Origin of the sequence: Flavobacterium maritimum, assembly GCF_040049085.1 — a bacterium.
GTDB lineage: Bacteria > Bacteroidota > Bacteroidia > Flavobacteriales > Flavobacteriaceae > Flavobacterium > Flavobacterium maritimum.
In genome coordinates, this window is the sequence record NZ_JBDLZY010000002.1 from 574,437 (window position 1) to 599,315 (window position 24,879).

Genomic DNA, 24,879 nt, shown 5'->3' on the forward strand with positions numbered 1-24,879 from the left:
TTTCATCTAAAAAAATAAAAAATGACTGATTTCAAGAGACATAATTTTAAAAAGCTGAAAATTTGGCATTTCCGGCTGCTGAAAAATTAAAGAGTAAAATAGATAGGTCTTCCGTTTCCATGCCTTCAAATATTGCTGAAGGTTCCAGTAGATCAAATAAATCTTTTAGCCATTTTCTTGATATTTCTTTAGGGTCATCATTCGAATTACAAACTCAATTACTGCTTGCAAATCAAAGAAAATATATAACCGAAGAATCCACAAATAATATTGAAATGAAAATTGAAGAGTTTCAAAAAGCTACAATGTCATTTCAAAACACATTAAATAAATAATAAGTTAATTAATAAATAATACAACGTCTATCATCTATTCGTCTATTATCTATCATCTTAAAAACAAATCAAAATGAGCGACAAAACAAGAGGAGGACAATTCCTGGTAAAAGAAACAAAATGTGAAGATGTATTCACTCCAGAAGATTTTTCTGAAGAACAATTAATGATGCGTGACTCTGTAAAAGAGTTTGTAGACAAAGAAATTTGGCCAAACAAAGACCGTTTTGAGAAGAAAGATTATGCATTCACGGAGGAAAGCATGCGCAAAGCTGGTGAACTTGGACTTTTAGGAGTTGCTGTTCCTGAAGCTTATGGCGGATTAGGAATGGGATTCGTTTCGACAATGCTTGTTTGTGATTATATTTCGGGAGCAACTGGTTCATTCTCTACTGCTTTTGGTGCTCATACCGGAATTGGAACCATGCCAATTACTTTATATGGAACCGAAGAACAAAAACAAAAATACGTTCCTAAATTGGCTTCTGGCGAATGGTTTGGTGCATACTGTTTGACAGAACCAGGTGCTGGATCAGATGCTAATTCCGGAAAAACAAAAGCAGTCTTATCAGAAGATGGAACGCATTACAAGATTACCGGACAAAAAATGTGGATTTCGAATGCAGGTTTTTGTTCTTTGTTTATAGTTTTTGCACGTATTGGCGATGATAAAAACATTACTGGTTTTATCTTGGAAAACACTCCTGATAACGGAATTTCAATGGGTGAAGAAGAACATAAATTAGGAATACGTGCCTCTTCTACCCGTCAGGTATTCTTTAACGAAACTAAAGTTCCTGTTGAAAACATGCTTTCTGAAAGAGGAAATGGATTCAAAATAGCCATGAATGCTTTGAATGTGGGACGTATCAAATTGGCAGCAGCTTGTTTAGATGCTCAAAGAAGAGTTACTACTGGCGGAATTAAATACGCTAATGAAAGAATTCAATTCAACACTCCAATATCACAATTTGGTGCTATTCGCTATAAATTAGCTGAAATGGCTACAAGTTGCTATGCGGGAGAAAGTGCTTCTTACAGGGCTGCAAAAGATATTGAAGATCGAATTATAGCTCGTGAAGCTGAAGGTTCATCACACCAAGAGGCTGAATTGAAAGGAGTTGAAGAATATGCCATCGAATGTTCTATTTTGAAAGTGGCTGTTTCTGAAGATGTTCAAAACTGTGCTGACGAAGGAATTCAAATTTTTGGTGGTATGGGATTCTCAGAAGACACACCAATGGAAAGCGCTTGGAGAGATGCGCGTATCGCACGTATCTATGAAGGGACTAATGAAATCAACAGAATGCTTTCTGTAGGAATGTTAATCAAAAAAGCGATGAAAGGTCATGTTGATTTATTGGGCCCTGCATCAAAAGTTCAAGAAGAATTAATGGGTATTCCTTCTTTTGAAACACCTGATTATTCTGAATTATTTGCTGAAGAAAAAGAAATGGTAGGCAAATTGAAAAAAGCATTTCTTATGGTTGCCGGTGGTGCCGTTCAAAAATATGGCCCGGATTTAGACGGACACCAACAATTATTGATGGCAGCATCAGATATTTTGATCGAAATCTACATGGCTGAATCAACCATTTTGAGAACGGAAAAATTAGCTAAAAGAGAGGGCGAAGCTAAAGTACAGGAACAAATTGCGATGGCTAAACTATATTTATACAAAGCGGTTGACATTGTAACCCAAAAAGGAAAAGAAAGTATTATTTCTTTTGCTGAAGGCGATGAACAACGCATGATGTTAATGGGACTAAGACGTTTTACTAAATACACTAATATGCCAAATATTGTTGGCTTAAGAGAAATAATCACATCTAAATTAGTCGCAGAAAACGAATACTGCTTCTAGAGCATAAAACTTTTTTAGTTTTTATTTGTTTAAAAAACCGCATCTGTCTTACATAACAGTGCGGTTTTTTTTTATACTTTATAAAAAACAATTAATTATACTGCAGCGCTTTCCTGTTTATCTTCCATCCAAGCCGAAAATAATTTATAGCCTATCGAAAATATGATTGGTCCCACAAATAAACCCACAAATCCTGACATCATGAACCCGCCGATTACACCAAGGAAGATAACTAGCATAGGCACTAAAGCTCCTTTTCCTAACAACAATGGCTTTAGAACATTGTCAGATAGTCCGCTTAGGACAAAAAACACGGACCACAAAGCCGCTGCAGTGGTGCTATCCTGTGAAAAAAGATAGGCAATCACTCCAAGATTGATGATGATAGGGCCAATTTGAATAATGGAAAGCATTAAACACACGAGCGTTAACACTCCAGCAAAAGGGATATTAGCACCAAAGAGTCCCACAGCCTGGATAAGAGTTTGAATAATGGCCACACCCAATATCCCTTTAACCACCTGAAATACTGTCGATACAGAAATATTTAGAAATTCTTCTCCAGAATCACCCGCAATTCTCTTAATGAAATTGCTTGCCAAATCTTGGGCACTGGTAGAAACTAAAAATACCCCCGCAATGATAACCGAAAGAATTACCTGTAGTAAAGCAACAGTAGAACTAAGAACGCTACCTAATACTTTTTTTGACACTTCGACTATTTGTTCTTTGTATTGGAGTATTCCCGTTTTCAAATCGGTGGATAATGTATATAAAAAATCGTATGCTTTATCCCCTATCAGAGGCCAGTCCTTGATGTTTTGACCCGGTGTTGCCACTTTTAAAGTACCATTCTCCACCCCTGCTTTTAAATCGACAATGCTTGATGTAACTGAATTCACAAATAATACAGTTGGTAAAATAATAATTATCAATAGAGCTGCAGTGATTATAAAGGAAGCCAGGCTTTTACGCCCCTTCAATTTTTTTTGCAAGAAATTGAAAGCGGGGTACAACACTATAGCCAATATAATAGCCCAAAGAATTGGCATCATAAAGGGCAATAAAAGCTTAATACAAAATCCTATAATTAGGAAAACAAGTCCTAGTTGCAAAATGGTTTCAAAAAGCTGTTTGTTTTTATTATCAGTAGAATTTTTCATACTCAATATTTTTATGGTTGGTTAAATTAATAGGTTACAAATTAAATTATAGTTGTTACTTCTTTTCCTTGTTTGCAGTATTCACGTCTGACACAAGCCGACCAATTAGGACAACAGGATACAACACCCCCGTTAAAGCCTCTACTTGTACCAGGGAACGAGCAATCGGATGAAGCGGCACTATTTCTCCAAAACCTGTGGTAGTTATAGTTATATAACTAAAATATAAAAAATTAGCCTGCAAACTATTTAATTCAAAAGCTGGCAAAGTGAGTTGAAAGGAACCTTCAATATGTTCATATAAAAATAAGTAAACCACAGACCACAGATTAGCCAGTAGCATATAAACCACAACTGAACCTATTACCCGATAAACAGTTATTGGTCCGGGTTCAAAGACTTTCATAAATACCAATACGATTAATAAAGAGAAAGTACATACAGTAAGTAAAATCTCTGCAAGAATTACAAAGGGAATTGGATAAAAAACATCAATCCACCGAAAAACAATAAATAAAAACGGAATAATAGAAATCCGAATTGCTTGCCGTTTAGTTGCAGCCAGCGAAAATATACCAGCCATAAGAAATAGCATCCAAAAAAGATTCAGTACTACTCTAAAAAAAGAGTAGTTAGAAAATAATGGAATCAGAATAAACTGCATTATAAAAAGAAGGACCAGCATGCCGCTAAGACCACTTTCCTTAACCCAGAAATGATTCAAGAAACGGTATTGTTTATGTTTTATCATGATACTTATTTTTTTAATTATTTTTTTAGATGCTAAGAGTTTAAGAAAAAAAGCTGCGTTCCTTCTATAAACCCTACTATATTGCTCTTCGACATTAAAAAAAATTTTTATTCTTTTTAAAACGATCCCCTTAAATATTAAAAACTTAGAATCTTAGTAACTTAGAACCAGAGCAACTCATTTAAAACGGAATGGGTTCCACTGCAACGCTTCCTATTGGTCTTCGTCCTAATCGAAACAACAAGATAACTAAGATTGGAAAGAAACACAGTGCTGCCATTACTAGATAAATATCTTTGTAAGCCAACATTAATGCTGACTGTGACGTTTGATTTGAAAGACTCTTTTCGGCTTTTTTTTGTGCCTCCCATGCCGATAATCCCTGAAGCATATAATAATTTTTGTTCTTGTCTAACTGTGCTTTGGCCATAGGATTTAATTCAGACAATTGCTGACTAAGACCAGTTTTATGCTGCACGTTTACATTGGAAATAAAAGTTCCTAAAATTGCCCCTCCCAATAATGAGGCAAAAACTGCACGTGAAATTACACCACTCATCATTCGGGAGTCACCCAAATTTTTGGGCACATTCTCTGAAATATAAAGTGAGGCAGCCGGGTACAGAAAACCGATAGCAAGACCTTTAAAAATAAAAGGTCCAAAAAAGTCGGCTGATTCAATTTCGGGATAAAATCTAAAATAGAGAATAATATGGTACATTCCATAACAGGTAAAACCGGTGATCCAAAGCGTAGCCAAATAGATTCTTTTGAACAAAAGATAAGTAGATAACGGAATGGCTATAAAAAGACCAATAAGAATAGCCAAATGCGTCCGCGCAACATAAATACTGTCAAATCCTAAAATATTGGTCATAAATCCCGTTACGATGCTTCCTGTGCCGTTCATCATCCCCGTATAAAAAAAGAGAAAAGATCCCAAAATTACATTTCGGTACCTATACACATCAGTGTTGATTATAGGATTATCGCTAAATCGAACATGAAGCAAATAAATACCAATTATTAGCAGCAAAAAAGCAGTTGCCGTGGCCACCCTTGGGTCAGTCAGCCAATTTCGAGTTTGTCCTTCGGCACAGAGAAAAAGAATAATGATAAAAAACAGTAACATAATAAGCCAGCCCCGCCAGTCAAATTGAAAAACTGATTTCATGGGCGCCACATCTTTTTTATAAAATACCCAAGCCAAAAGTATCGCTAATAAAAAATTGACATTCAAAAAGTAGATCCCAAAAGTCCAATTGTGAATACTGCTCATCTGTGTTCCAAAATATTGATACAGCTGCTTGCTTCCCTGAAGAATAAATTGGATAATTCCGTACAAAATAGGCATATTAAAAGCTGGATTGTATTTTAGAAGTATCGGAATTATAGAAGCAAAAATCCCGATTATTGACAAAATGGCCAACAAGGAACGCCAAACGGTAAACCATTGGATAGTGCTTGCATACAACGAAGCGGTGTTGCAAATTATAGACAAAAAGCTAACACATAAAATCATTGTCCGGATCGGAATTTGTTTTCCTATTTTCAATCCTAAGGGCAAAAAGGCCAACATTGCAAAAAAAGGAATATAAGTCGAATAGGTAAAAATAGTGGTGGAAGCACCAAAATGCCCCAATATCTGCGAATTGTCATAGGAGGTTACATTCAAGGCATTAAAAAAAGGAATCGTAAGGAGATAAAGTCCTACAAGGGTAAACACACTTCCTTTTTTGATCGAAGCCATCCTTTTTATTTTTTTATTTCAACAGTGACATTCATTCCAGGTTTAACAGCTTCCAGTTCTTTTGCGGAAGCTTCAAAATCAATTTTTACAGGAATGCGCTGGGTTATTTTTACAAAATTTCCTGTTGAATTATCGGGTTCTACCATCGAAAATTTCGCTCCTGTGGCCGGTGAAAAACCGACTACTTTTCCTTTAAACTTCTTATCATCAAGAGCATCAACGGAAATAGTTACCTGTTGACCTTCTTTAATTCTTTCTACTTGTGTTTCTTTGAAATTGGCTGTAACCCACATTTTTTGTTTTAATACAATAGAAGCTATAACTTGATTTGCATTAACAAGATCGCCAGCAGATAAATTGCGCTCCCCTACAAAACCATCAATTGGAGCAGTTATTATCGTATAAGACAATTGCAATTTGGCAGCATCAAGGTCAGCCTTTTTTCTGGCTACAGTGGCTCTGGCCGCCTCCAAATTGGTTTTACTTTGCTTGGTTACTGATCCGCTTGCCAGCAACTCGTTCTCACCTGCCTTCAAATAAGCTTCTGTTGACTGTAATTTGGACAACACCTGATCATACTGATTACGTGTTACTGCGGAATCCGCATACATATTTTTAAATCGTTCGTAATCTTTTTTTGCTTTTTCAAGATCTGCTAAATCACCTGCTAATTTGGCTTTGGACGCGGCTTGATTGGATATGGATGTAATTATTGTTTGTTGCAGCGAATGTAAATTCCCTTCGGCAACAGCCAAATCAGCCTCAGCTTGTTTTACCTTTATTTGATATTCCTCATCATCAAGAATTACGAGAGTATCACCTTGATGAACCAACTGATTCGCCTCAAATCTAATTTCTTTGATATGTCCGGTGGCTCTGGCGGCAATATTATTTATATAAGATTCAACTTGGGCATTATTGGTAGTTTCATAATTACTGAAATCAAAAAATAAACTTATAATCCAAAACCCTCCAGCCAGCAAAAAAACAAAAGACAGCACCGTCAGTATTGTATTTCTTTTTTTTTCTTTTTTTTGAATCTCCTCTTTATTTGTGCTTTCTTCACTCATAATCCCATCGGTTTAAAGTTTCCCCATTGCATATTGTAGGGAATAATATTGAATAACTAACTCTAAATTGGCATTGATCAAAGAGATTTTTGCCTCATTTAATTGTAACTCAGCATCAACCATATCACTAATTAAAGCGAAATCATTATCATACCTGCTTTTTACAATTTTGTAATTACTTTGGGCCAACTCCACATCTTTTTTGAAAGTTGGTATATTTACTTTACTTTCAATAAATCGAACAAAAGCACTTTTAACTTCTTTATCTATTTGATCTTTTGTCGCTTCTAAAGCAATGTTACTTTTGTCAATTTGCAATTTATCAACATTTACACGGTGTTTTAAATTGTATAAACTTGAAATATCCCAATTAAGACTAACACCAGCTGCCCAGTAGTTGATTATGTTTGGATAGTCTGGCCATTGCGCCGGATATTGAGAATTTAAAATAAAATTAGCGTTTACATTAGGTTTGAATCCGCTGTTTGTAATATCCAAAGCAGATTGAGATAATTGTATGCCTATTTCAGATTGTTTTATTTCAAATCTGTTTTGATAAGCTTCTGATAAGATTTTTTGTAAATTTAAGTCTTCAGTAGGAATCATAATTCCAGATGCCTCATCCGGTTTAAGTACCGTATCTGTTGGAAGACCAATTAATACATCAAGATAATTACTGACCAATTTTATATTATTAGTGTCACGAAATACTGAAACTTCAAAATTAGATTGTTGCAACTCTGTACGTAACAAATCACTCATTAGGTTTTGGCCATTGTTAACCCGTGATTGTAACTGCTTAATACGTAATTTTGTATTTATAATGTTTTGCTTCGTTACCTCGATTTGTCTGTATAGTTTTTCAAGTGTAAAATATTGTTGAGTTATCGCCAGTTTGATTTCAGCTTCAGTCATTTTAACAACGGACTCCTGCATTTGGGTCATCAATATTTGTGAATCTATTTGATTATTAATGACACCTCCGTTATATATTGGCATTGTAGCAAGAATATTTCCTGATGCCAGATGATCAAAATAATTAACCGTTAAACTTTTTTCAAAAAAACCTTCATATATCTTTGGGTTTCCAATATAGTTGTAACCGGCATTAAAATCCAAACGAGGAGCTTTGGCAATTTTAGTCTGGGTCACATTTTCATTCGCAATAGTGACATCTGTATTCGCAATTTTAAGTTGTCTGTTATTTTGAATTCCTAACTGAATTGCTTCTTCTAAATTTATAACTTTTAAGCCCGTTGGATAATCATTATCCTGAGCACTAATTCCAATAGTGAAACAAGACACAGCCAGAATCAAATATTTTCTTAAAGTCATTAAAATGGAATAATTCATCAAATTTCCTTCTATTTTTTGTTCGACAATAAAACATGCTAATTATCCTTATCCCTTTATACACAAACGAATATACAACTTTTTAACAATTTTATAACAAAAAAAAGACTAATTATTACTGAAAAACAATCCAAAATAAAAACCAATTATATTTTAAAAATATTCACAATCTTGAGATTAATTTTCTAATTGCCTTAAAAAACAAAAACCCGTCTATTAAACGGGAGATTATATAACTAGTAAATAAAATTATTTCACAATCGGTAAGCATTATAAACGAGATTGCTTTTTTAAAATGTTTCACCTGCATTTAAGTAAAATGCTTGAGAATCCCTACCCCAACCGTAATTAACAATAAGGTTTGTACGGGTCGCTTTATCAATTAAGATTCGGAAACCTACACCTACCGCAGGCTGTATGTATTGAAAAAGCCGAATATCGCGTTCTTTATCACTGGTAGAAGTTGCATTTGCAAATACGGTTCCACTGAATAATTGGTTACAGCTAATAGGAAAACGGTATTCAACCTCCATATTCACCAAATTATAACCTCTGAACAAACCCTGTGTATATCCTTTTCCACTTCTGCTTCTTTGATCCCATCCGATAGCCGGCAAATTAAGATATGGTACTGTACCGCTTGTCAAGAATTGTCCCATTGCCCAAACACAAAAAACGTGCTGCTTGTTCGTCACACTCAATGGTTTAAAATATCGGTATTCACCAAATAAAACGGAACTTGCCTTTTGATTTTCACCAAAGGATGGATTAATCCTATAATTAATATTACCATACCAACCATTATTTGTATTGATTTGATTATCCCTGGAATCATAGATAAAATTGAAGCTCACACCGTTTACATAGTATTCATTAGCACTAAAACCATACTTTTTACTATAATTGTAATGTTCCGTAAACTGACCACCATCAATATCCAAATTTGCATCCTTAATTTCAGAATACCCATCCAAATGCACTCCTGCCCCGATAAATGAATTCCCTCCAACATTCCATGAAACAGTCTGATGAAACTTAAAATAATTATATTCCATTGGCTCTCTCAAAGTACTAATCTCAAAACCATCATTTCTCCTGTTAGGAGGAATAATATCAGAACCTAATCCATAATTGTCTTGAGAAAAAATATAATAGCGCCAATCGCCACTAAAAAAAATTTTATTGTTTTTAAGCAATAAATTATTTTTTGCATTTACCAATAATTGATTTTTTGTAGTATAGCTTACACTTAGATTAACCGTCGAATATTTATCTTCCGGTTTTTTTCCTTTAAATGTATACTGCCCAACTCCACCATAAACAAAACCTGTAGCAGGTTGAGAACCAATAATTGGTATCACAAGAAAAAAACTATTTTTAACAGGTTTTAAAACCAACAACGAGTCTTTCTTTTTTATTAAATCAGGAAGTGATTTTACCGGGCAGTTGCGCACAGAATCTTTAGTTGTTTGCGCTATGGAAACATTATGCAAAAATAAAATCAGCAGTAACGTTATACCAAAATTAATCCGATGCATCTTTTTAAAAAAAGTTATCATAACTCATTGTGTTAAATTATTTATTTAAATAAAATCCATTTAAACACCATTTAATTAACTGAAAACAAACATCTTGCAATTAAAATCTCATATCAAATATAAGAAAAAATAGTCTGAGAATCCCATAAATCAGCAACCTTTCAGAATTTTAACAGAACAGTTAACATTTAATATAAATCTATTTTACATTTGAACAAATTGACTTTTATAGCTTAATTCCAATGTTTCATAAAAAATCAGATATGTAAAATAAAAAGCCTCGAAAGTTGGCACATTCGAGGCTTATTTATGCAGATACTTTTTAATTCTATACAATGTTCTGAAACAACATTTACAATTAATTGGCTTTCATTCCATCCATTTCACCAATAAAAGGAATGCTATTTTGTATTTCGTTAAGTATTGTAGTTTGTAAATAAATTTCAAGTTGTATAAATTTGGCAGCATTCTTAGCTCCAATCACTTTCTTACATTTTGAATAGTATTTTGAATGCAATTTATCAAAATCCAAATTGTTTTTCAGATTGGATTGAGCTAATTCGTCTGCTTTTTCATCTGTTAGATTTGAATAATTATTCGCATAATCATTGATTATTTGAATCTTTTTCTGACCAAGAACTTTTCGCTCCGCCTCGTATTGATCATAAACAGCAGAAAACTCTGTCGCTTGAGCTCCCGAGAGCCCCATATAATTTTTTACAAGATCAGCTTTTGATTTACCATAGACACTTTGAATAATCTCAACATCTTCTTTTGCAACAGCTTGAGCAAATGAACTTGCTGACACAGCAAGTATTAAAACAAGAAATAATTTTTTCATTTTTTTAGTTTTTTTTAGTTACTATAAATTTTGTTTTAAAAATTAATATTTGTTATAAACGATTATTAAAAAACCTACACAATTATTTTTTTACTCCAGGAGGATAACTTGACATGATTTTAGCAACCGCTTCCGAAATGGTCTGATCAGGATTACTGGATGGTTTATCAATTTCCTTATTCCCAGTTCCTTGCCATACCAGTTGGTTCTTTTCAGCATCTATAATGTCTATAATAAGTGATCCATCTTTATAATTGTAAACGTTATAAGTTGTCGTACCACTATAACTTCCACCCCATCTGTAAGGACGGTAATAACCACCATATCCATAAGTATTAGTATCAGCTGTAACGGATTGTTTATTTACCAAAACAGTAGTGACATTCACCATAACATCAGGATTAGAACTGGTTTCTGTAAATCCTTTGTTTTTCATTTCTGTCTTTACCGCATTTATGATACGATTCCTGTTTAAATCACTCAAAGACCCACTTTTGTCAGCCAAATCATAAAAAGCAAAAGTTTTATATTTTGAAAAGTCTGCAGACCTATCATAATCTGTAGTAACTGATAAAGAAGGAGAACAAGAATTCAAAATAAAAATAATACTAAAAAATAAACCGAAGTTGCGAATTGTGTTCATTTTGTTTAAATATTTAAGGTTTAAATTAAAAAAACAAGCAAACTAACATGTCAAATCTCTGTAGGTTTTGAAATTTGTACTCTATCAAATATAAAAAAAATATTTAAATTTAAGTTTAAAAATCCTATTAATTTATTCGTAATTAAAAAAAATAATCATTCCTGTCAAATGAAACAGAATTGATTATTTTTTATCTATAAAGTTTCTTACTATCTATAATACAAATAATTACTGTTAAATTGACTTTCTGAATATCCTTATTTCTTCATCATATGTAAGACATATTTGTCAGCTAACTCTCCTGTGATTCTATTCCCTTCCAAATCCAATTGCATTAAAGTATTTTCACCGACCATATATTCATTAGGCTTTATTTTTAAATCTTGTAAAACAATAATAGATCCTGATTCATCCCAACTGAAAGTTCCTTTTTGCTCAAAAACTTTTTGTTTGGCTTTTCCTAGATACTTTGTATGCATAACAAAAGTTGAATCTTTATTTAAAGTAATTTCGGTTTCAATTCCTTCACAATCGGCACAAGGCACCACCCCTTTATAAGTTCCTTGCCAATCCAATGAAATTTGGGAATTGTGCATATCTGATTTGCTAATACCATTATCTAAAGTATCATTAGCAATAGTAATAGTAATAGAATCCTTCTTTACTTCTTCTACTTGAATTTCTTTTTTACAACTAAAAAATAATAATAAAGAACCAACTAATAACAAGATGTTACTTTTCATACCACATGAAATGTTTTAATTTTTAATCTAAGAAATTGTCAGCTGTCTTGATCAGCACTTCGCTTAATTAAAATTTACTTTAATACCTTCCTGTTTTTATTTATTTCCTTCTTTTACTGGTGCCGAAATTTCACCATTATAGGAAATGGTGCTACGTTTATTACTGCTAATGGTAAGACTGGCACTTCCTTCAAAAAACACGGAAAGAGACAAAGTATAGGTATCGTTACGTCCCTTAACTACCGCTTTGACCTGGTAGGCATTTTTTCCTTTGTTAATAGTGTATTCCTCAGGTTTTCCTTCAAAATCTAATCCCCCATCACCACCATAACCGCCACCGCTATACGCTCTTCCAAAAAACGGCATCTCGCTTTTAATAAAATCAGGCTGAAATTTCACGTAATTTGGATTAGTAGTTAAATCAATCGTTTTATACCCCTGTGGAAGGGCTTTGTCTGCCACAAAAACAAAATCTTTAGAATCTACCAAAATGGCAGTCTGCTTCTGTTTCTCTATTTTCTTCTCCTCTTTTAATTGCTTCTTTGTCTTTTCTTGCGAAAAAATAGTAGTCGTTACAAGTAAAAGAAACAGTACTGTAATTAAATTCTTCGTATTCATTTTGTCAAATTTTTTAAATGATTAAAAAAATAAGTGAGATCAAAATATAGAAAATACTAAAAGACAGGTTACATCTTTTTTCCAAAACGCATCATCGTAGTATCTCCCATAAGAAAACTTAATGTTTTGCCGTCCGCGGAAACAGTATAAGAATCAATTTTATCCAAGCTTGACATATAAATAGTTTCACCTTTACTATCCACACACATCATTTTGGTTACTGCCATGGGACTCTTGAAATTAATTTTATCGCCTTCAATATTTAATCCCCCTGTATAACTATTACAACTATTATTTCCGGAAAATCTATTTTCTTTCAGATCAAAAACAATTGTAGGTTTTTTATTTGGATACAAACCATCGAATGTAATTTTTGGTCCTGTGATGTAATTCAATTCCCAAGCACCATCAAGTTGTTCTGATACAGATGCTTGTTTGTTTGTTTTTACCGTATTACAAGCGACTAAAAAAAGACTTATAATTATGCTCCATAAAATATTCTTACCCATACTATAAATATTTAATTTTCAACAATTTAATTATAAAAGTAAAAAAACACCTGATTAAAAAACTGCATCTAAATTAAGATTTTTTTAAATATTTAAATCATAATTTTCTCAAAAAAAGTATCTAATTAAATTTCAGCAACTCATATCATTTATTTAAATGTAACAAAGACCTATGTCCAATTATTTTTGACTCAATAAATAAATTGCATCAAACAGTTTTATAGTAACAAAATACTATATTGTTCGTCCTATATAAAATTTAAAAAATCAAGGACAATTTGGAAACAATACTAACTGTTCAGAATCTCAACAAAAGATACGGGCGCATTCAAGCATTAAAAAATGTTTCTTTCGAAATAAAAAAAGGTAACGTCTATGGAATTTTAGGTCCAAATGGAAGTGGAAAATCAACCACTTTGGGCATTGTTCTGAATGTAGTTAATAAAACTTCCGGTGGATACAGTTGGTTTAAAGGAAGTATGCAAACACATGAGGCACTAAAGAAAGTGGGAGCCATTATTGAAAGACCAAATTTCTATCCTTATATGACGGCAGAACAAAACCTGAAATTGGTCTGTAAAATCAAAGGAATTCCTTATACTAAAATAAATGAGAAATTGGAATTGGTAGGCTTGAATGATAGAAAAAATAGCAAATTCAGTACTTTCTCTTTAGGAATGAAACAACGTTTAGCTATTGCTTCTGCTCTACTGAATGATCCCGAAATTTTAATTCTTGACGAACCCACAAACGGATTGGATCCTCAGGGAATTCATCAGATCCGAGATATTATAAAACAAATTGCCGCCAAAGGCACAACCATTTTATTAGCCTCTCATTTATTGGATGAAGTCGAAAAAGTATGCTCCTATGTTTTGGTTCTTAGAAAAGGAGAAATTTTATATTCCGGTTCCGTTGATGGTATGTCTGCAAACGAGGGATTCTTAGAATTACAGGCCGATGATACCGAAAATTTAATCCTAGCTCTCAAAACGCATCCTGCAATCGAAAGAATCAAGCAAGAAGAAGAAAAAGTGTTGGTGTTTTTAAAAAGTCACTTGGAAGCAAAGGATTTAAATCAATTTCTTTTTGAAAAAAATATAAGTCTCAGTCATTTAGTAAAACGAAAAAATAGTTTGGAAGAACAATTTTTAGAATTAACCAAGAATCAATAGCAATTGCAAAATTCAATGGCATTGTCAATTAAAACACCAACAATCTAAAAATCTAACAATCTAAGTTATCTTCAAATGAAACGATTACTCTCTATAGAATTACAAAAAATATGGTTAAACAAAGCCAGCAGAATATTGACTTTGACTTACTTTATTTTACTTACCTTCATTGCATTAATAGCTTCCATAAAATTCGATCTTGGTATTTTTAAATTTCATCTTGCTGAAATGGGTATTTTTAATTTCCCTTTCATTTGGCATTTCAACACTTACATAGCTGCTTTTTTAAAATTGTTTTTAGCTATCGTAATTGTTTCTATGATGGCAAACGAATACAGTTATGGCACCTTAAAACAGAATCTCATTGATGGGATGAGTAAGAAGGAATTTATTTTGTCTAAATTTCTTACCGTTGTCTTATTTGCTTTATGCTCAACAATCTTTGTATTTGTGATGAGTTTATTATTAGGCTACAGTTTCTCATCGTATACCGAATTAAGTATTGTTTTTTCGGATTTAGAGTATCTTCTGGCTTTCTTTATCAAATTAGTCGGCTTTTTCTCTTTCTGTTTATTTTTAGGAATATTAGTAAAACGTTCCGCTTTTGCATTAGGGTTTCTTCTAGTCTGGTTTATTATTGAAAGTATTACCAAAGGGATTCTGGCATTTAGAATTTTTCCGGATAGTGATACTTCAAGTCGTATAGCACAATTTTTTCCATTGCAATCCATGTCTAATTTAATTGCAGAACCTTTTACAAGATTATCGGTGGTTAAAACTATTGGAACACAAATTGGAGTTGAAAATATAAAGGATTATGACGTGCATTTTGCTTCTGTTTTAATTGTTATGACTTGGACCTTCCTATTTATTTTCTTATCCTATAGACTGTTAAAAAACAGAGATTTATAGTATATTTGTATACTATGAAATGGCTAACAACAACTTTATTTAGTGCTTTTGCGTGTTGTAATTTTTTTGTTGCAAATGCGCAATACATTACTGTTGATGACACTAAAACAGCACAGGAACTTGTCGAAGACATTTTAGTCAATAGCTCTTGTGCCAATGTTACGAATTTTACCGTAAAAGGAGATTCCTTTTCAGGCAGTAAAAACAGTTATGGTTATTTTCATTCGGGTACAAGCAGTTTCCCTTTTACGGAGGGCATCCTTTTAAGCACATGGAGCAGTACCAGTTCTGTAGGACCTTTTGTAAGCAATCGAGGTGGCGGAGATGAATCTTGGGATGGTGATTCGGATTTAGACCAAACAGTAGGAATCGAAAGTGTAAACGCGACATCCTTAGAATTTGATTTCACTCCTTTGACGAATTTTGTCAGCTTCAATTATATTTTTGCATCCAATGAATATCAAGCTTACTTCCCATGTGAATATTCAGATGGATTTGCCTTTCTTATAAAAGAAAAAGGTAGTACTGACAGCTACAAAAATTTAGCTGTTCTTCCTAACACCAGTACTCCTGTATCCTCAGAAAATGTTCATCCTCTAATAAATAATTTTACAGAAGCAAATGGAGTAACACATCTTGGATGTCCTCCTATAAATCAAGAATATTTCAATGGATTCAACAACAATACAAGCCCTGTAAATTATAGTGGTCAAACCAAAGTTCTAACAGCGCAAACGGATGTAATTGTTGGTAAAACCTACCATATAAAACTGGTCATCGCTGATGACAAAGAACAATATTACGATTCCGCTGTATTTCTTCAGGCTGGTAGCTTTACTTCAAATATTAACTTAGGACAGGATCGTCTTTTGTCCAACAATAATCCAATTTGTTTCGGAGAAAATTACGTAATTGACACCAACCTGCCCTCAGGTTACTTATACAAATGGTTCAAAGATGGCATAGAAATTCCATTGGCTACAAGTTCTTCATACCAAATTAATGCTTCTGGCACGTATAAAGTAGAAGTACTTTTATCTGCCGGCTGTACAGCAACAGAGGAAATAAAAATAGAATATGCCCCCGAAATTGCATTAGACAGTGCTACCTTAATTCAATGTGATGATAATAACGATAATATAGCAGTTTTTAACTTAACTAAGATGGATTCAGCAATAAAAAAAGGAGCTACCGACTTAAGCAATGTAGAATATTACGAATCTTTAACGGATGCTCAAGGACAAATAAATCCAATTGTTAATTCTTTAGCTTATATAAATACGACTCAAAATCAAATTCTTACAGCAAGAGTCACAAACAGTTATGGTTGTGCAAATTTTTCCCAACTTACATTGACTATTTTAAATAATGTTATTCCTTCCCAACCTCCTTTTTCAACTTGTGACACTGACGATACTCAAGATGGGTTACATCAATTTGACTTGGACACACAAGTAAATCCACAAATTTTGAATGGATTGCCTTCTGGGCTTCTTGTTGAATATTATATAAACGAAAGCGATGCAGTCTCAGAAAAAAATTCTTTGCCAAATTTATTCACTACAACTATTCCAAATCAACAAACAATATTTGCCCGAATAATAAATGGTTCTGATTGTTACAGTATTACTCCTGTTACATTGATAGTAAATATTTTTAATCCTGCGAATTTTGAAGATGAAACCGCTGTTTTGTGCAATGGAAGTTCAGTCTCTTTAACCGTTGATTCTGGTTATTCTGGTTATTTATGGGATACAGGATCCACTTCTAACACAATAATCGTTACCACTCCTGGTGAGTTTTCTGTAAAGGTAACTGACTCAAATGGCTGTGAAAAAATAAAAAAATACACTGTAAAATCATCGGAAATTGCAACAATTACTGGAGTTGTCATAAATGATTTTTCCGAAAATGAAAATTCTGTTTTAATAGAATACTCTGGTGTTGGGAACTATGAATTCTCACTTGATGGATTTTATTTTCAAGACGACCCACTATTCAAAAATGTAGCCGCTGAAAAATATTTTGCTTATGCCAGAGACAAAAACGGTTGCGGACTATCAGCCCCATATACTCTTTATGTAATGGATTATCCAAAATATTTCACGCCAAATGGTGATGGCTATAATGATCTTTGGGAAATTAAAAATCTTGATCTATTTCCAAACAGTGTCCTGTTTATTTTTGACCGCTATGGTAAACTTATTAAACAAGTGACAAATTCAGATGCAGGTTGGAACGGGATACTAAACGGAAATCCGATGCCTTCAGATGATTATTGGTTCACCCTAAAATTAGCAGATGGTAGAGAAAGTAAAGGTCATTTTAGCCTAAAAAGGTAAAATATCAAACAATATTCATGCATTATGTTAATATTTTATTTTTCACAAAATTATACCTACATTTGTTAGTTTATAAAACACATGAAATTTAGCACTTTTTTATTCTGTATTTCTCTCTACTTTGCAACTCCTTCTTTTGCACAAAAAGAAGCCGCAATTTGGTATTTTGGCGTTAATGCAGGCCTCGATTTTAATTCCGGTAGTCCAGTAGCCCTTACAAATGGCAAGTTAAGCACGGCAGAAGGCTGTGCCAGTATTTCAGACAAAAACGGAAATTTACTTTTTTATACAGATGGTTCTCTGGTATATGATAAATCTCATCAGGTAATGCCAAATGGTTCTGGATTATTGGGGCATAATTCAAGTACACAATCTGCAATCATTGTCCCAAAACCCAATAATCCCAATCTCTATTATATATTTACGGTAGATGAACCCAACCCAAACAATGTGGATGACGATCCCTTAAATGATAAAGATCCTCCTAATAATGGTTTAAACTACTCACTGGTAGATTTGAGACTAAACAATGGTTTAGGTGATATTTCCAGCGAAGAAAAAAACGTCCATCTTATAACCTATAATAAGGATAATGAAGAGGAAGTTAAATTTAAATGTTCGGAAAAAATCACAGCCGTACAACATGGTGATGGTGTTTCTTTTTGGGTTATCACTCATTTTAAAAATAATTTTTATGCTTTTAAAATAAGTACTGCAGGAGTTGAAAAAAAACCTGTTAAAACAACCTCTTCATCCAATATTCCCACAGGAGGATATAATGGTAATGCTATTGGATACTTGAAAGCATCCCCAAATGGAAAAAAAATAGCGATGGCTAATGCTTCCACAAGATCTTCGAATGAACAAGGTCCAAAAGGCAATGTCATAAGGAATACTGGAACTGTTTTGCTTTACGATTTCAATTCAACTACGGGATCGTTAGCAAATGAAATAAAACTTTTAGGAAATTCAAATCCTTATGGCTTAGAATTTTCAGCTAAATCAAAGAAACTTTATGTAACCACAAATAATTTTAACGGTGAATCTATTATAACTGGAAGCTCATTACTTCAATTTGATTTAAAAAGCTCCAATATTATTACTTCAAATAAAACAATAACAACATCCTTACATGTGGCAGGTGCATTACAGCTAGGAATAGATGAAAAAATATACCGTTCCGGCTATCCTATTTTTTCTGAAGGAACAACTAAAATATCTGTTATAAATAATCCTGAATTAAATGGTACGGATTGTAATTACATGCAAAATGCCATTGATTTAAAATCAAAAACTGTAAAATTAGGCTTACCACCTTTTATTACTTCATTGTTCCTTTACTCCTTTAACTATGAATTTAATTGCTTAGGGCAAACAACTCATTTTTATATTAATTCAGTTGAAACTATTGACAGTGTTCTTTGGGATTTTGGGGATGGCACCAGCTCTACCGACCGCGAAGCTTATCACGCCTATACAAAAGCAGGTGACTATAAGGTTATTTTAACAAAAACTGTTAACGGCGAAACAAGAGATCCACTGGAAAAAGTAATCACAATCTATGATGCTCCAAAAGTCTTATCAACACCATACAAATTAATACAATGTGATACTCAAGATGCTAATCCAACGGATGGTTTAAGTACTTTTAATCTAACACTGGCGAACGAGGGAATTTGTTTGGGTGAAAAAGATTTCGAAGTCTATTATTACCATAGTATCAGTGATGCGGAGAATGACATCTATAATACACAATCAATTCCCACTATCTATCAAAACAATATTCCTGACGAACTGTTACATGCAAAAATTACTCAGCCTAATTCCTCTTGTTATAGTTTAGGGAGTGTCATACTTCATGCCAATAAAAATATCTCAATACTTCCTGAACCAATGCATGCATGTGATCTCGGCGACGGAACTGCTGCTTTTAATTTGGCAACAAAAAGTCAACAAATTAAAAGTGAATTAGATTTACCTACAGATGTGCGACTGTATTTTTATCCTACTGAAAACGATAGTGCACTAGGCAAAAATGAATTAAGCGGAGAATTTATATCAACTCCCAAAACAATATATATTCGTGCAGAAAACGACGAAGGCTGTTACGGAACCGGACAATTAGAACTCCTTGTGGAAACTACACCACAAATTAATGTTTTAGAAAATAGAATTATATGCGAAGGAGACACCAATCCAATAGTTACATTACAACCTGATATCATTACTCCTTTCTCAACCAGTGATTTTACCTATACATGGTCAACAGGGGAAAGTACTCCCTCAATATCCATAAATAAAGAAGGAGATTATACCGTTGTCGTAAAAAACAAATCCGATTGTTCAACAACAATAAATTTTAACGTGGATGTATCCCGTTTAGCAAGAATAAATGATATTGCAATCCACGATTTAAAACCAGAAAATCAAGTAATCATTGATGTGGTAAATCCAGATGATTATAAATACATGATTCAGTTTCAAAACGGAACTTCAACAACTTTTCAAAATTCCGCCTTTTTTGAAAATGTTCCTGGTGGTATCCATCAGTTGGTGATAGAAAACACTAATGGCTGTGGCCAGATAATGAAAGAAATAATAGTTTTACAAGCTCCAAATTATTTTACCCCTAATGGCGATGGCTACAATGATTATTGGAACGTTCAAGGGATAAATGCAACTTTCGATCTAAGTACCACAATTTATATTTTTGATCGATATGGCAAACTACTGAAACAATTATCACCGGCAAGCCAGGGTTGGAACGGAACATTTAACGGAGCTCCTTTACCTTCTGATGATTACTGGTTTACAGTGAAATTAGCAGATGGAAGGGAAAGCAATGGACATTTTACTTTAAAAAGATAAACAATCTTTGGGGCGTGACCCCATAAAGATAAAGGGCCGACTTATCATAATGATGAGTCGGCCCTTTATCTTTATGCAGTCAGGTCATCCACGCTACTTCGGTAGCAAGTTTCTACCCCTCACGCATTCCTAGACCAAGAGCATTTTCCAATAACCATCTAATTTTGTATATTTATCTACTCACATCACAGCTACAATAGCCTACTTAAATCAACATCTATGTCAAAACTTTTTATCTCAATCCTACTATCTGTTTCTAGTTTTCTATCCGCTCAAAATTCAAATCTAACCATTGCCGTCTCTGGTTTGAAAAACAATACTGGATTACTAACCGCCGAATTATACAATACCAAAGGAAAATTCCTCAAAACAGCTTTTAAAACTGTTTCGACAGCAATTAAATCAAATACAGCTGCTGTTACTTTTATCGGAATACCCAAAGCAGAATATACTGTTATGATCTATCATGATGAAAACAACAATGGCAAACTAGACAAAAACTTTATCGGGATGCCCAAAGAACCAGTTGCCTGTTCCAACAATGCAAAAGGATTTATGGGGCCACCTAAATACGAAGATGCAAAATTTACAGTTACTGCTGATACAAAAATGAATATCAAAATAAATACAGCACATTAAAACAAAAAACCCAAACTCCTATAATTGGAATTCGGGTTTTTAAATATTGAAATTAAAATCTTTTTAGATTTTAAATCTTTTTCTATCTGTTTCTGTTAAATAGATTTTTCTCAAACGAATAGATTTTGGAGTAACCTCTACATATTCATCTTTTTGAATGTATTCTAAAGCTTCTTCCAAAGAGAAAATGATTGGAGGGATAATTCTAGCTTTTTCATCATTACCAGAAGAACGAACGTTAGATTGTTTTTTCTCTTTCGTTACGTTTACACACATATCATCACCACGAGAGTTTTCTCCAATTACCTGACCTTCGTAAATTTCGGCATTTGGTTCAACAAAAAACTTACCACGATCTTGCAATTTATCGATAGAATAAGGAATAGCTTTTCCTTTTTCCATAGAAATCAATGAACCTTTGTTACGTCCAGCAATTTCTCCTTTGTAAGGTTCGTATCCTATAAAACGGTGTGCCATAATAGCCTCACCAGCAGTAGCAGTAAGCAATTGATTACGCAATCCAATAATTCCACGTGATGGAATATTAAATTTTACAATCATACGGTCACCTTTAGTTTCCATACTCAGCATTTCACCTTTACGCATAGTAACGAACTCAACAGCTCTACCTGAAAGAGTTTCTGGTAAATCGATTGTCAATTCCTCAATTGGCTCACATTTTTTACCATCAATTTCTTTGATGATAACTTGTGGTTGACCGATTTGCAACTCATACCCTTCTCTTCTCATTGTTTCAATAAGAACAGACAAGTGAAGTACACCACGACCAAAAACCATAAACTTATCAGCAGAATCAGTTTCACCTAACTTCATTGCTAAGTTTTTCTCTAATTCCTTTGTCAAACGCTCTCTAATATGACGAGAAGTTACAAATTTACCCTCTTTTCCAAAGAAAGGAGAATCGTTAATTGTAAACAACATACTCATTGTAGGCTCATCAATATCAATTGTTTTCAACGCTTCTGGGTTTTCAAAATCAGCGATAGTATCTCCAATTTCAAATCCTTCAACTCCAACAATCGCACAGATATCTCCAGCAATTACTTCAGGTACTTTTTTACGTCCAAGACCTTCAAAAGTATGAAGCTCTTTAATTCTTGATTTCATTATTGTACCATCTCTTTTAACCAATGAGATTGGCATACCTTCTTTTAAAACTCCTCTTTCCAAACGACCAATAGCGATACGGCCTGTAAAAGCTGAGAAATCTAAAGATGTAATCAACATTTGTGGAGTTCCTTCGGAAACCTTAGGAGCAGGTACATTTTCAACAACCATATCCAACAATGCTTCAACATTATCAGTTACGTTTTCCCAGTGATCAGACATCCAGTTATTCTTAGCCGAACCATAAACTGTTGGAAAATCCAACTGCCATTCTTGAGCACCTAATTCAAACATCAAGTCAAAAACTTTCTCATGAACTTCTTCAGGAGTACAGTTTTCTTTATCAACTTTATTGATTACTACGCAAGGTTTCAATCCCAAATCAATCGCTTTTTGCAAAACGAAACGAGTTTGAGGCATTGGTCCTTCAAAAGCATCCACAAGAAGACAAACTCCATCTGCCATATTTAATACACGCTCTACTTCTCCACCGAAATCGGCGTGACCGGGAGTATCAATAATGTTGATTTTTGTTCCTTTGTAAACTACAGAAACATTTTTAGAAGTAATAGTAATACCTCTTTCGCGCTCTAAGTCGTTGTTATCAAGGATTAAGTCACCTGTGTTTTCGTTGTCACGAAATAACTGACAGTGATACATAATTTTATCAACCAAAGTTGTTTTACCGTGATCGACGTGGGCAATAATTGCAATGTTTCTAATAGATTCCATCTGTGATTTTTAATGGGTGCAAAAGTACACTTTATTTTGATATAAAAAACATTTACGTTATAGTTTACATATAATTTACATATAGTTAACTAATTAGACTTACAAATAAGCATCAAAACAACAAACTTTAAAAATAAGTTTCAAACGGTAATTAATATTTTTACTATAAATTAATTATATTTGAAGTAATGAAAAATAAAACCAATCAAATAACAATAATTTACATTATCGCCTCCTTGTTTATGGCTATTATCTGTCATAAATTATTGCAAAAACATACTTCCGAAGCTGATTATCATTCTTATAATCTCATAAAAGACATATTATTTATAGTGTTTTCAGGAATACTTTTCAAATACATTTTATCTAAAAATGACACTCGAAATATTTCCATTTTCGAAAAATTAAAGAAAACAAATGATGAGATTAAAGAGTCCAACGAAAAATATGATATTGTAGCAAAGGCAACAAGTGACACAATATGGGACTGGAAAATTCAGGAGGATCAAATTACCTGGAATAAAGGAATTGAAGGCATCTTTGGTTACAAAGAAGATGAGGTCGGCGATAGTTCCAAATGGTGGTTTGACAAAATTCACCCCGAAGACAGTATAAAAATGTCTATCAAACTTTACTCCTTTATAGAGCAAAAAACAGAAAAATGGCAAGATCAATACCGCTTCAGATGTGCTGACAACACTTACAAATATGTATTCGACCGTGGATTTCTTTTAAAAGATGAAAACGGCAAAGCGATAAGAATGATTGGTGCTATTCAAGACATCACCAAACAAAAAGAAGAAGAACAACGACTTAAATTACTAGAAACTGTAATTACACAATCAAAAGACTCCATTGTAATAACTGAAGCAAATTCAAGCGATGACAGAATTCCAAAAATAATTTATGTCAATCCCGCTTTCTCCATTATGTCCGGATACCAATCACAAGAGATTACGGGAAAATCTCTTGATTTATTTTTTGGTCCAAATTCTGACACCAATGAACTTCAAAAACTTCTAACAGCCATAAAAGAAAAAGAAGAATGTCTTATTGAGATTATCAGTTACAAAAAAAACAAAGAAGAATATTGGGTACGATTCTCCATGATACCTATCTACAACATAGAAAACGAACTTTCTCATTGGATCTCCATACAAAGAGACATTTCTGAAGAGAAGAAACAAGAAAAAGAAAAAGAACAGCTCATTCGCGAATTAACACAAAATAACAAAGATTTAAAACAATTTTCATACATCACCTCACACAACCTTAGAGCTCCTTTATCTAACCTAACAGGCCTATTAAACCTAATAGAAGATATTCCGGTCGAAAACGAAGAACTGAAAGAAATTTTAGAGGGCTTCAATAAATCTACTCATTTGCTAAACGAAACGATCAATGATTTAACGAAAGTCATTATCATTAAAGACAATCCTTCAATAAAAAAAGAACCTATATTAATAAAAGAAGTTTTTGAAAATGTTTTTAGCCAACTCAGTTTTCAGATTGAATTACACAAACCAATAATTAAAATAGATTTTGAAAACGTTTCTATTATCAACACAAACAAAGCCTATATAGAAAGTATTTTATTAAACCTACTGACCAATGCACTAAAATACAAGTCAGAAAACCGAAAACTAAAAATAACAATCACTGCTGCTCAAATTGACGATTCTGTAGATTTAACTTTTAAAGACAATGGAATAGGTATTGATTTAAAAAGGAATCGAGACAAAGTCTTTGGTCTTTACCAAAGATTCCACAACTATCCTGATAGTAAGGGACTGGGCCTTTATCTGGTAAAATCACAAGTAGAAACAATGGGAGGAACTATTGATATAGAAAGCGAAGTCAATAAAGGAACTTCCTTCACATTAACATTTAAAAACAAATAAAAAA

The 24,879-nt window shown here is 33.3% G+C and carries 20 protein-coding genes; 8 read left to right on the forward strand and 12 right to left on the reverse strand.

Annotation, left to right across the window (positions count from 1 at the left end; genetic code table 11):
- Positions 1 to 62 precede the first annotated feature (62 nt).
- Both ABEB23_RS06470 and ABEB23_RS06475 read left to right on the forward strand, forming a co-directional pair.
- Entirely contained in the window at positions 63 to 335 is a 273-nt protein-coding gene (locus tag ABEB23_RS06470; protein ID WP_348811663.1) for a four helix bundle protein, read from the forward strand.
- Positions 336 to 408: 73 nt separating this feature from the next.
- Positions 409 to 2,199, forward strand: coding sequence for an acyl-CoA dehydrogenase FadE (locus ABEB23_RS06475; RefSeq protein ID WP_348811664.1), 1,791 nt, complete (start codon positions 409 to 411; stop codon positions 2,197 to 2,199).
- Between the two features lie 95 nt (positions 2,200 to 2,294).
- On the opposite strand, the gene ABEB23_RS06480 is transcribed toward ABEB23_RS06475, so the two are convergent.
- From ABEB23_RS06480 to ABEB23_RS06530, 11 genes are all read right to left on the reverse strand, one after another.
- Positions 2,295 to 3,362: an AI-2E family transporter gene (locus ABEB23_RS06480; protein WP_348811666.1), complete on the reverse strand. Its 1,068-nt coding sequence runs from the start codon at positions 3,360 to 3,362 to the stop codon at positions 2,295 to 2,297.
- Positions 3,363 to 3,417: 55 nt separating this feature from the next.
- Entirely contained in the window at positions 3,418 to 4,113 is a 696-nt protein-coding gene (locus tag ABEB23_RS06485; RefSeq protein ID WP_348811667.1) for an ion channel, read from the reverse strand.
- 181 nt (positions 4,114 to 4,294) lie between these two features.
- Positions 4,295 to 5,863 (reverse strand): MFS transporter, encoded by a 1,569-nt coding sequence (locus ABEB23_RS06490; protein WP_348811668.1) that lies wholly within the window; start codon positions 5,861 to 5,863, stop codon positions 4,295 to 4,297.
- Between the two features lie 5 nt (positions 5,864 to 5,868).
- On the reverse strand, positions 5,869 to 6,933 hold the full coding sequence (locus tag ABEB23_RS06495) for an HlyD family secretion protein (RefSeq protein WP_348811669.1): 1,065 nt from the start codon (positions 6,931 to 6,933) through the stop codon (positions 5,869 to 5,871).
- A gap of 12 nt (positions 6,934 to 6,945) precedes the next feature.
- Entirely contained in the window at positions 6,946 to 8,286 is a 1,341-nt protein-coding gene (locus tag ABEB23_RS06500) for a TolC family protein (RefSeq protein ID WP_348811670.1), read from the reverse strand.
- Positions 8,287 to 8,576: 290 nt separating this feature from the next.
- Positions 8,577 to 9,845, reverse strand: a complete 1,269-nt coding sequence (locus ABEB23_RS06505; protein WP_348811671.1) for a BamA/TamA family outer membrane protein — start codon at positions 9,843 to 9,845, stop codon at positions 8,577 to 8,579.
- Positions 9,846 to 10,182: 337 nt separating this feature from the next.
- Positions 10,183 to 10,665 carry a hypothetical protein gene (locus ABEB23_RS06510; RefSeq protein ID WP_348811672.1) on the reverse strand — a complete coding sequence of 161 codons (483 nt, stop codon included), beginning with the start codon at positions 10,663 to 10,665 and terminating at the stop codon, positions 10,183 to 10,185.
- An 82-nt stretch (positions 10,666 to 10,747) separates the two neighbouring features.
- Entirely contained in the window at positions 10,748 to 11,308 is a 561-nt protein-coding gene (locus tag ABEB23_RS06515; RefSeq protein ID WP_348811673.1) for a DUF4136 domain-containing protein, read from the reverse strand.
- Positions 11,309 to 11,565: 257 nt separating this feature from the next.
- Positions 11,566 to 12,051 (reverse strand): copper resistance protein NlpE, encoded by a 486-nt coding sequence (locus ABEB23_RS06520; protein ID WP_348811675.1) that lies wholly within the window; start codon positions 12,049 to 12,051, stop codon positions 11,566 to 11,568.
- A 96-nt stretch (positions 12,052 to 12,147) separates the two neighbouring features.
- Positions 12,148 to 12,669: a DUF4251 domain-containing protein gene (locus tag ABEB23_RS06525; RefSeq protein ID WP_348811676.1), complete on the reverse strand. Its 522-nt coding sequence runs from the start codon at positions 12,667 to 12,669 to the stop codon at positions 12,148 to 12,150.
- Positions 12,670 to 12,737: 68 nt separating this feature from the next.
- Positions 12,738 to 13,178, reverse strand: a complete 441-nt coding sequence (locus ABEB23_RS06530) for an META domain-containing protein (protein WP_348811677.1) — start codon at positions 13,176 to 13,178, stop codon at positions 12,738 to 12,740.
- A 278-nt stretch (positions 13,179 to 13,456) separates the two neighbouring features.
- Between ABEB23_RS06530 and ABEB23_RS06535 the strand changes: the two genes are divergently transcribed.
- The 5 genes from ABEB23_RS06535 to ABEB23_RS06555 all read left to right on the forward strand — a co-directional run bounded on the left by ABEB23_RS06535 (position 13,457) and on the right by ABEB23_RS06555 (position 21,114).
- On the forward strand, positions 13,457 to 14,353 hold the full coding sequence (locus tag ABEB23_RS06535) for an ABC transporter ATP-binding protein (RefSeq protein ID WP_348811678.1): 897 nt from the start codon (positions 13,457 to 13,459) through the stop codon (positions 14,351 to 14,353).
- A gap of 75 nt (positions 14,354 to 14,428) precedes the next feature.
- Positions 14,429 to 15,265 carry an ABC transporter permease gene (locus ABEB23_RS06540; RefSeq protein WP_348811679.1) on the forward strand — a complete coding sequence of 279 codons (837 nt, stop codon included), beginning with the start codon at positions 14,429 to 14,431 and terminating at the stop codon, positions 15,263 to 15,265.
- 14 nt (positions 15,266 to 15,279) lie between these two features.
- Positions 15,280 to 17,607 carry a T9SS type B sorting domain-containing protein gene (locus ABEB23_RS06545; protein WP_348811680.1) on the forward strand — a complete coding sequence of 776 codons (2,328 nt, stop codon included), beginning with the start codon at positions 15,280 to 15,282 and terminating at the stop codon, positions 17,605 to 17,607.
- Positions 17,608 to 17,688: 81 nt separating this feature from the next.
- Positions 17,689 to 20,475 (forward strand): T9SS type B sorting domain-containing protein, encoded by a 2,787-nt coding sequence (locus ABEB23_RS06550; RefSeq protein WP_348811681.1) that lies wholly within the window; start codon positions 17,689 to 17,691, stop codon positions 20,473 to 20,475.
- A gap of 219 nt (positions 20,476 to 20,694) precedes the next feature.
- Positions 20,695 to 21,114, forward strand: coding sequence for a DUF2141 domain-containing protein (locus ABEB23_RS06555; protein WP_348811683.1), 420 nt, complete (start codon positions 20,695 to 20,697; stop codon positions 21,112 to 21,114).
- 63 nt (positions 21,115 to 21,177) lie between these two features.
- On the opposite strand, the gene typA is transcribed toward ABEB23_RS06555, so the two are convergent.
- Complete coding sequence (gene typA, locus ABEB23_RS06560; protein WP_348811685.1) at positions 21,178 to 22,974, reverse strand: translational GTPase TypA; 1,797 nt, start codon at positions 22,972 to 22,974, stop codon at positions 21,178 to 21,180.
- A 188-nt stretch (positions 22,975 to 23,162) separates the two neighbouring features.
- On the opposite strand from typA, the gene ABEB23_RS06565 reads away from it, so the two are divergent.
- Positions 23,163 to 24,875, forward strand: coding sequence for a PAS domain-containing sensor histidine kinase (locus tag ABEB23_RS06565; RefSeq protein WP_348811687.1), 1,713 nt, complete (start codon positions 23,163 to 23,165; stop codon positions 24,873 to 24,875).
- Positions 24,876 to 24,879 lie beyond the last annotated feature (4 nt).

Bases quoted from the DNA above. Each gene is read 5' to 3' on its own strand.
- ABEB23_RS06475 (WP_348811664.1), top strand. From the start codon at position 409: ATGAGCGACAAAACAAGAGGAGGACAATTCCTGGTAAAAGAAACAAAA.
- ABEB23_RS06480 (WP_348811666.1), bottom strand. From the start codon at position 3,362: ATGAAAAATTCTACTGATAATAAAAACAAACAGCTTTTTGAAACCATT.
- ABEB23_RS06485 (WP_348811667.1), bottom strand. From the start codon at position 4,113: ATGATAAAACATAAACAATACCGTTTCTTGAATCATTTCTGGGTTAAG.
- ABEB23_RS06490 (WP_348811668.1), bottom strand. From the start codon at position 5,863: ATGGCTTCGATCAAAAAAGGAAGTGTGTTTACCCTTGTAGGACTTTAT.
- ABEB23_RS06495 (WP_348811669.1), bottom strand. From the start codon at position 6,933: ATGAGTGAAGAAAGCACAAATAAAGAGGAGATTCAAAAAAAAGAAAAA.
- ABEB23_RS06500 (WP_348811670.1), bottom strand. From the start codon at position 8,286: ATGAATTATTCCATTTTAATGACTTTAAGAAAATATTTGATTCTGGCT.
- ABEB23_RS06505 (WP_348811671.1), bottom strand. From the start codon at position 9,845: ATGATAACTTTTTTTAAAAAGATGCATCGGATTAATTTTGGTATAACG.
- ABEB23_RS06510 (WP_348811672.1), bottom strand. From the start codon at position 10,665: ATGAAAAAATTATTTCTTGTTTTAATACTTGCTGTGTCAGCAAGTTCA.
- ABEB23_RS06515 (WP_348811673.1), bottom strand. From the start codon at position 11,308: ATGAACACAATTCGCAACTTCGGTTTATTTTTTAGTATTATTTTTATT.
- ABEB23_RS06520 (WP_348811675.1), bottom strand. From the start codon at position 12,051: ATGAAAAGTAACATCTTGTTATTAGTTGGTTCTTTATTATTATTTTTT.
- ABEB23_RS06525 (WP_348811676.1), bottom strand. From the start codon at position 12,669: ATGAATACGAAGAATTTAATTACAGTACTGTTTCTTTTACTTGTAACG.
- ABEB23_RS06530 (WP_348811677.1), bottom strand. From the start codon at position 13,178: ATGGGTAAGAATATTTTATGGAGCATAATTATAAGTCTTTTTTTAGTC.
- ABEB23_RS06540 (WP_348811679.1), top strand. From the start codon at position 14,429: ATGAAACGATTACTCTCTATAGAATTACAAAAAATATGGTTAAACAAA.
- ABEB23_RS06545 (WP_348811680.1), top strand. From the start codon at position 15,280: ATGAAATGGCTAACAACAACTTTATTTAGTGCTTTTGCGTGTTGTAAT.
- ABEB23_RS06550 (WP_348811681.1), top strand. From the start codon at position 17,689: ATGAAATTTAGCACTTTTTTATTCTGTATTTCTCTCTACTTTGCAACT.
- ABEB23_RS06555 (WP_348811683.1), top strand. From the start codon at position 20,695: ATGTCAAAACTTTTTATCTCAATCCTACTATCTGTTTCTAGTTTTCTA.
- typA (WP_348811685.1), bottom strand. From the start codon at position 22,974: ATGGAATCTATTAGAAACATTGCAATTATTGCCCACGTCGATCACGGT.
- ABEB23_RS06565 (WP_348811687.1), top strand. From the start codon at position 23,163: ATGAAAAATAAAACCAATCAAATAACAATAATTTACATTATCGCCTCC.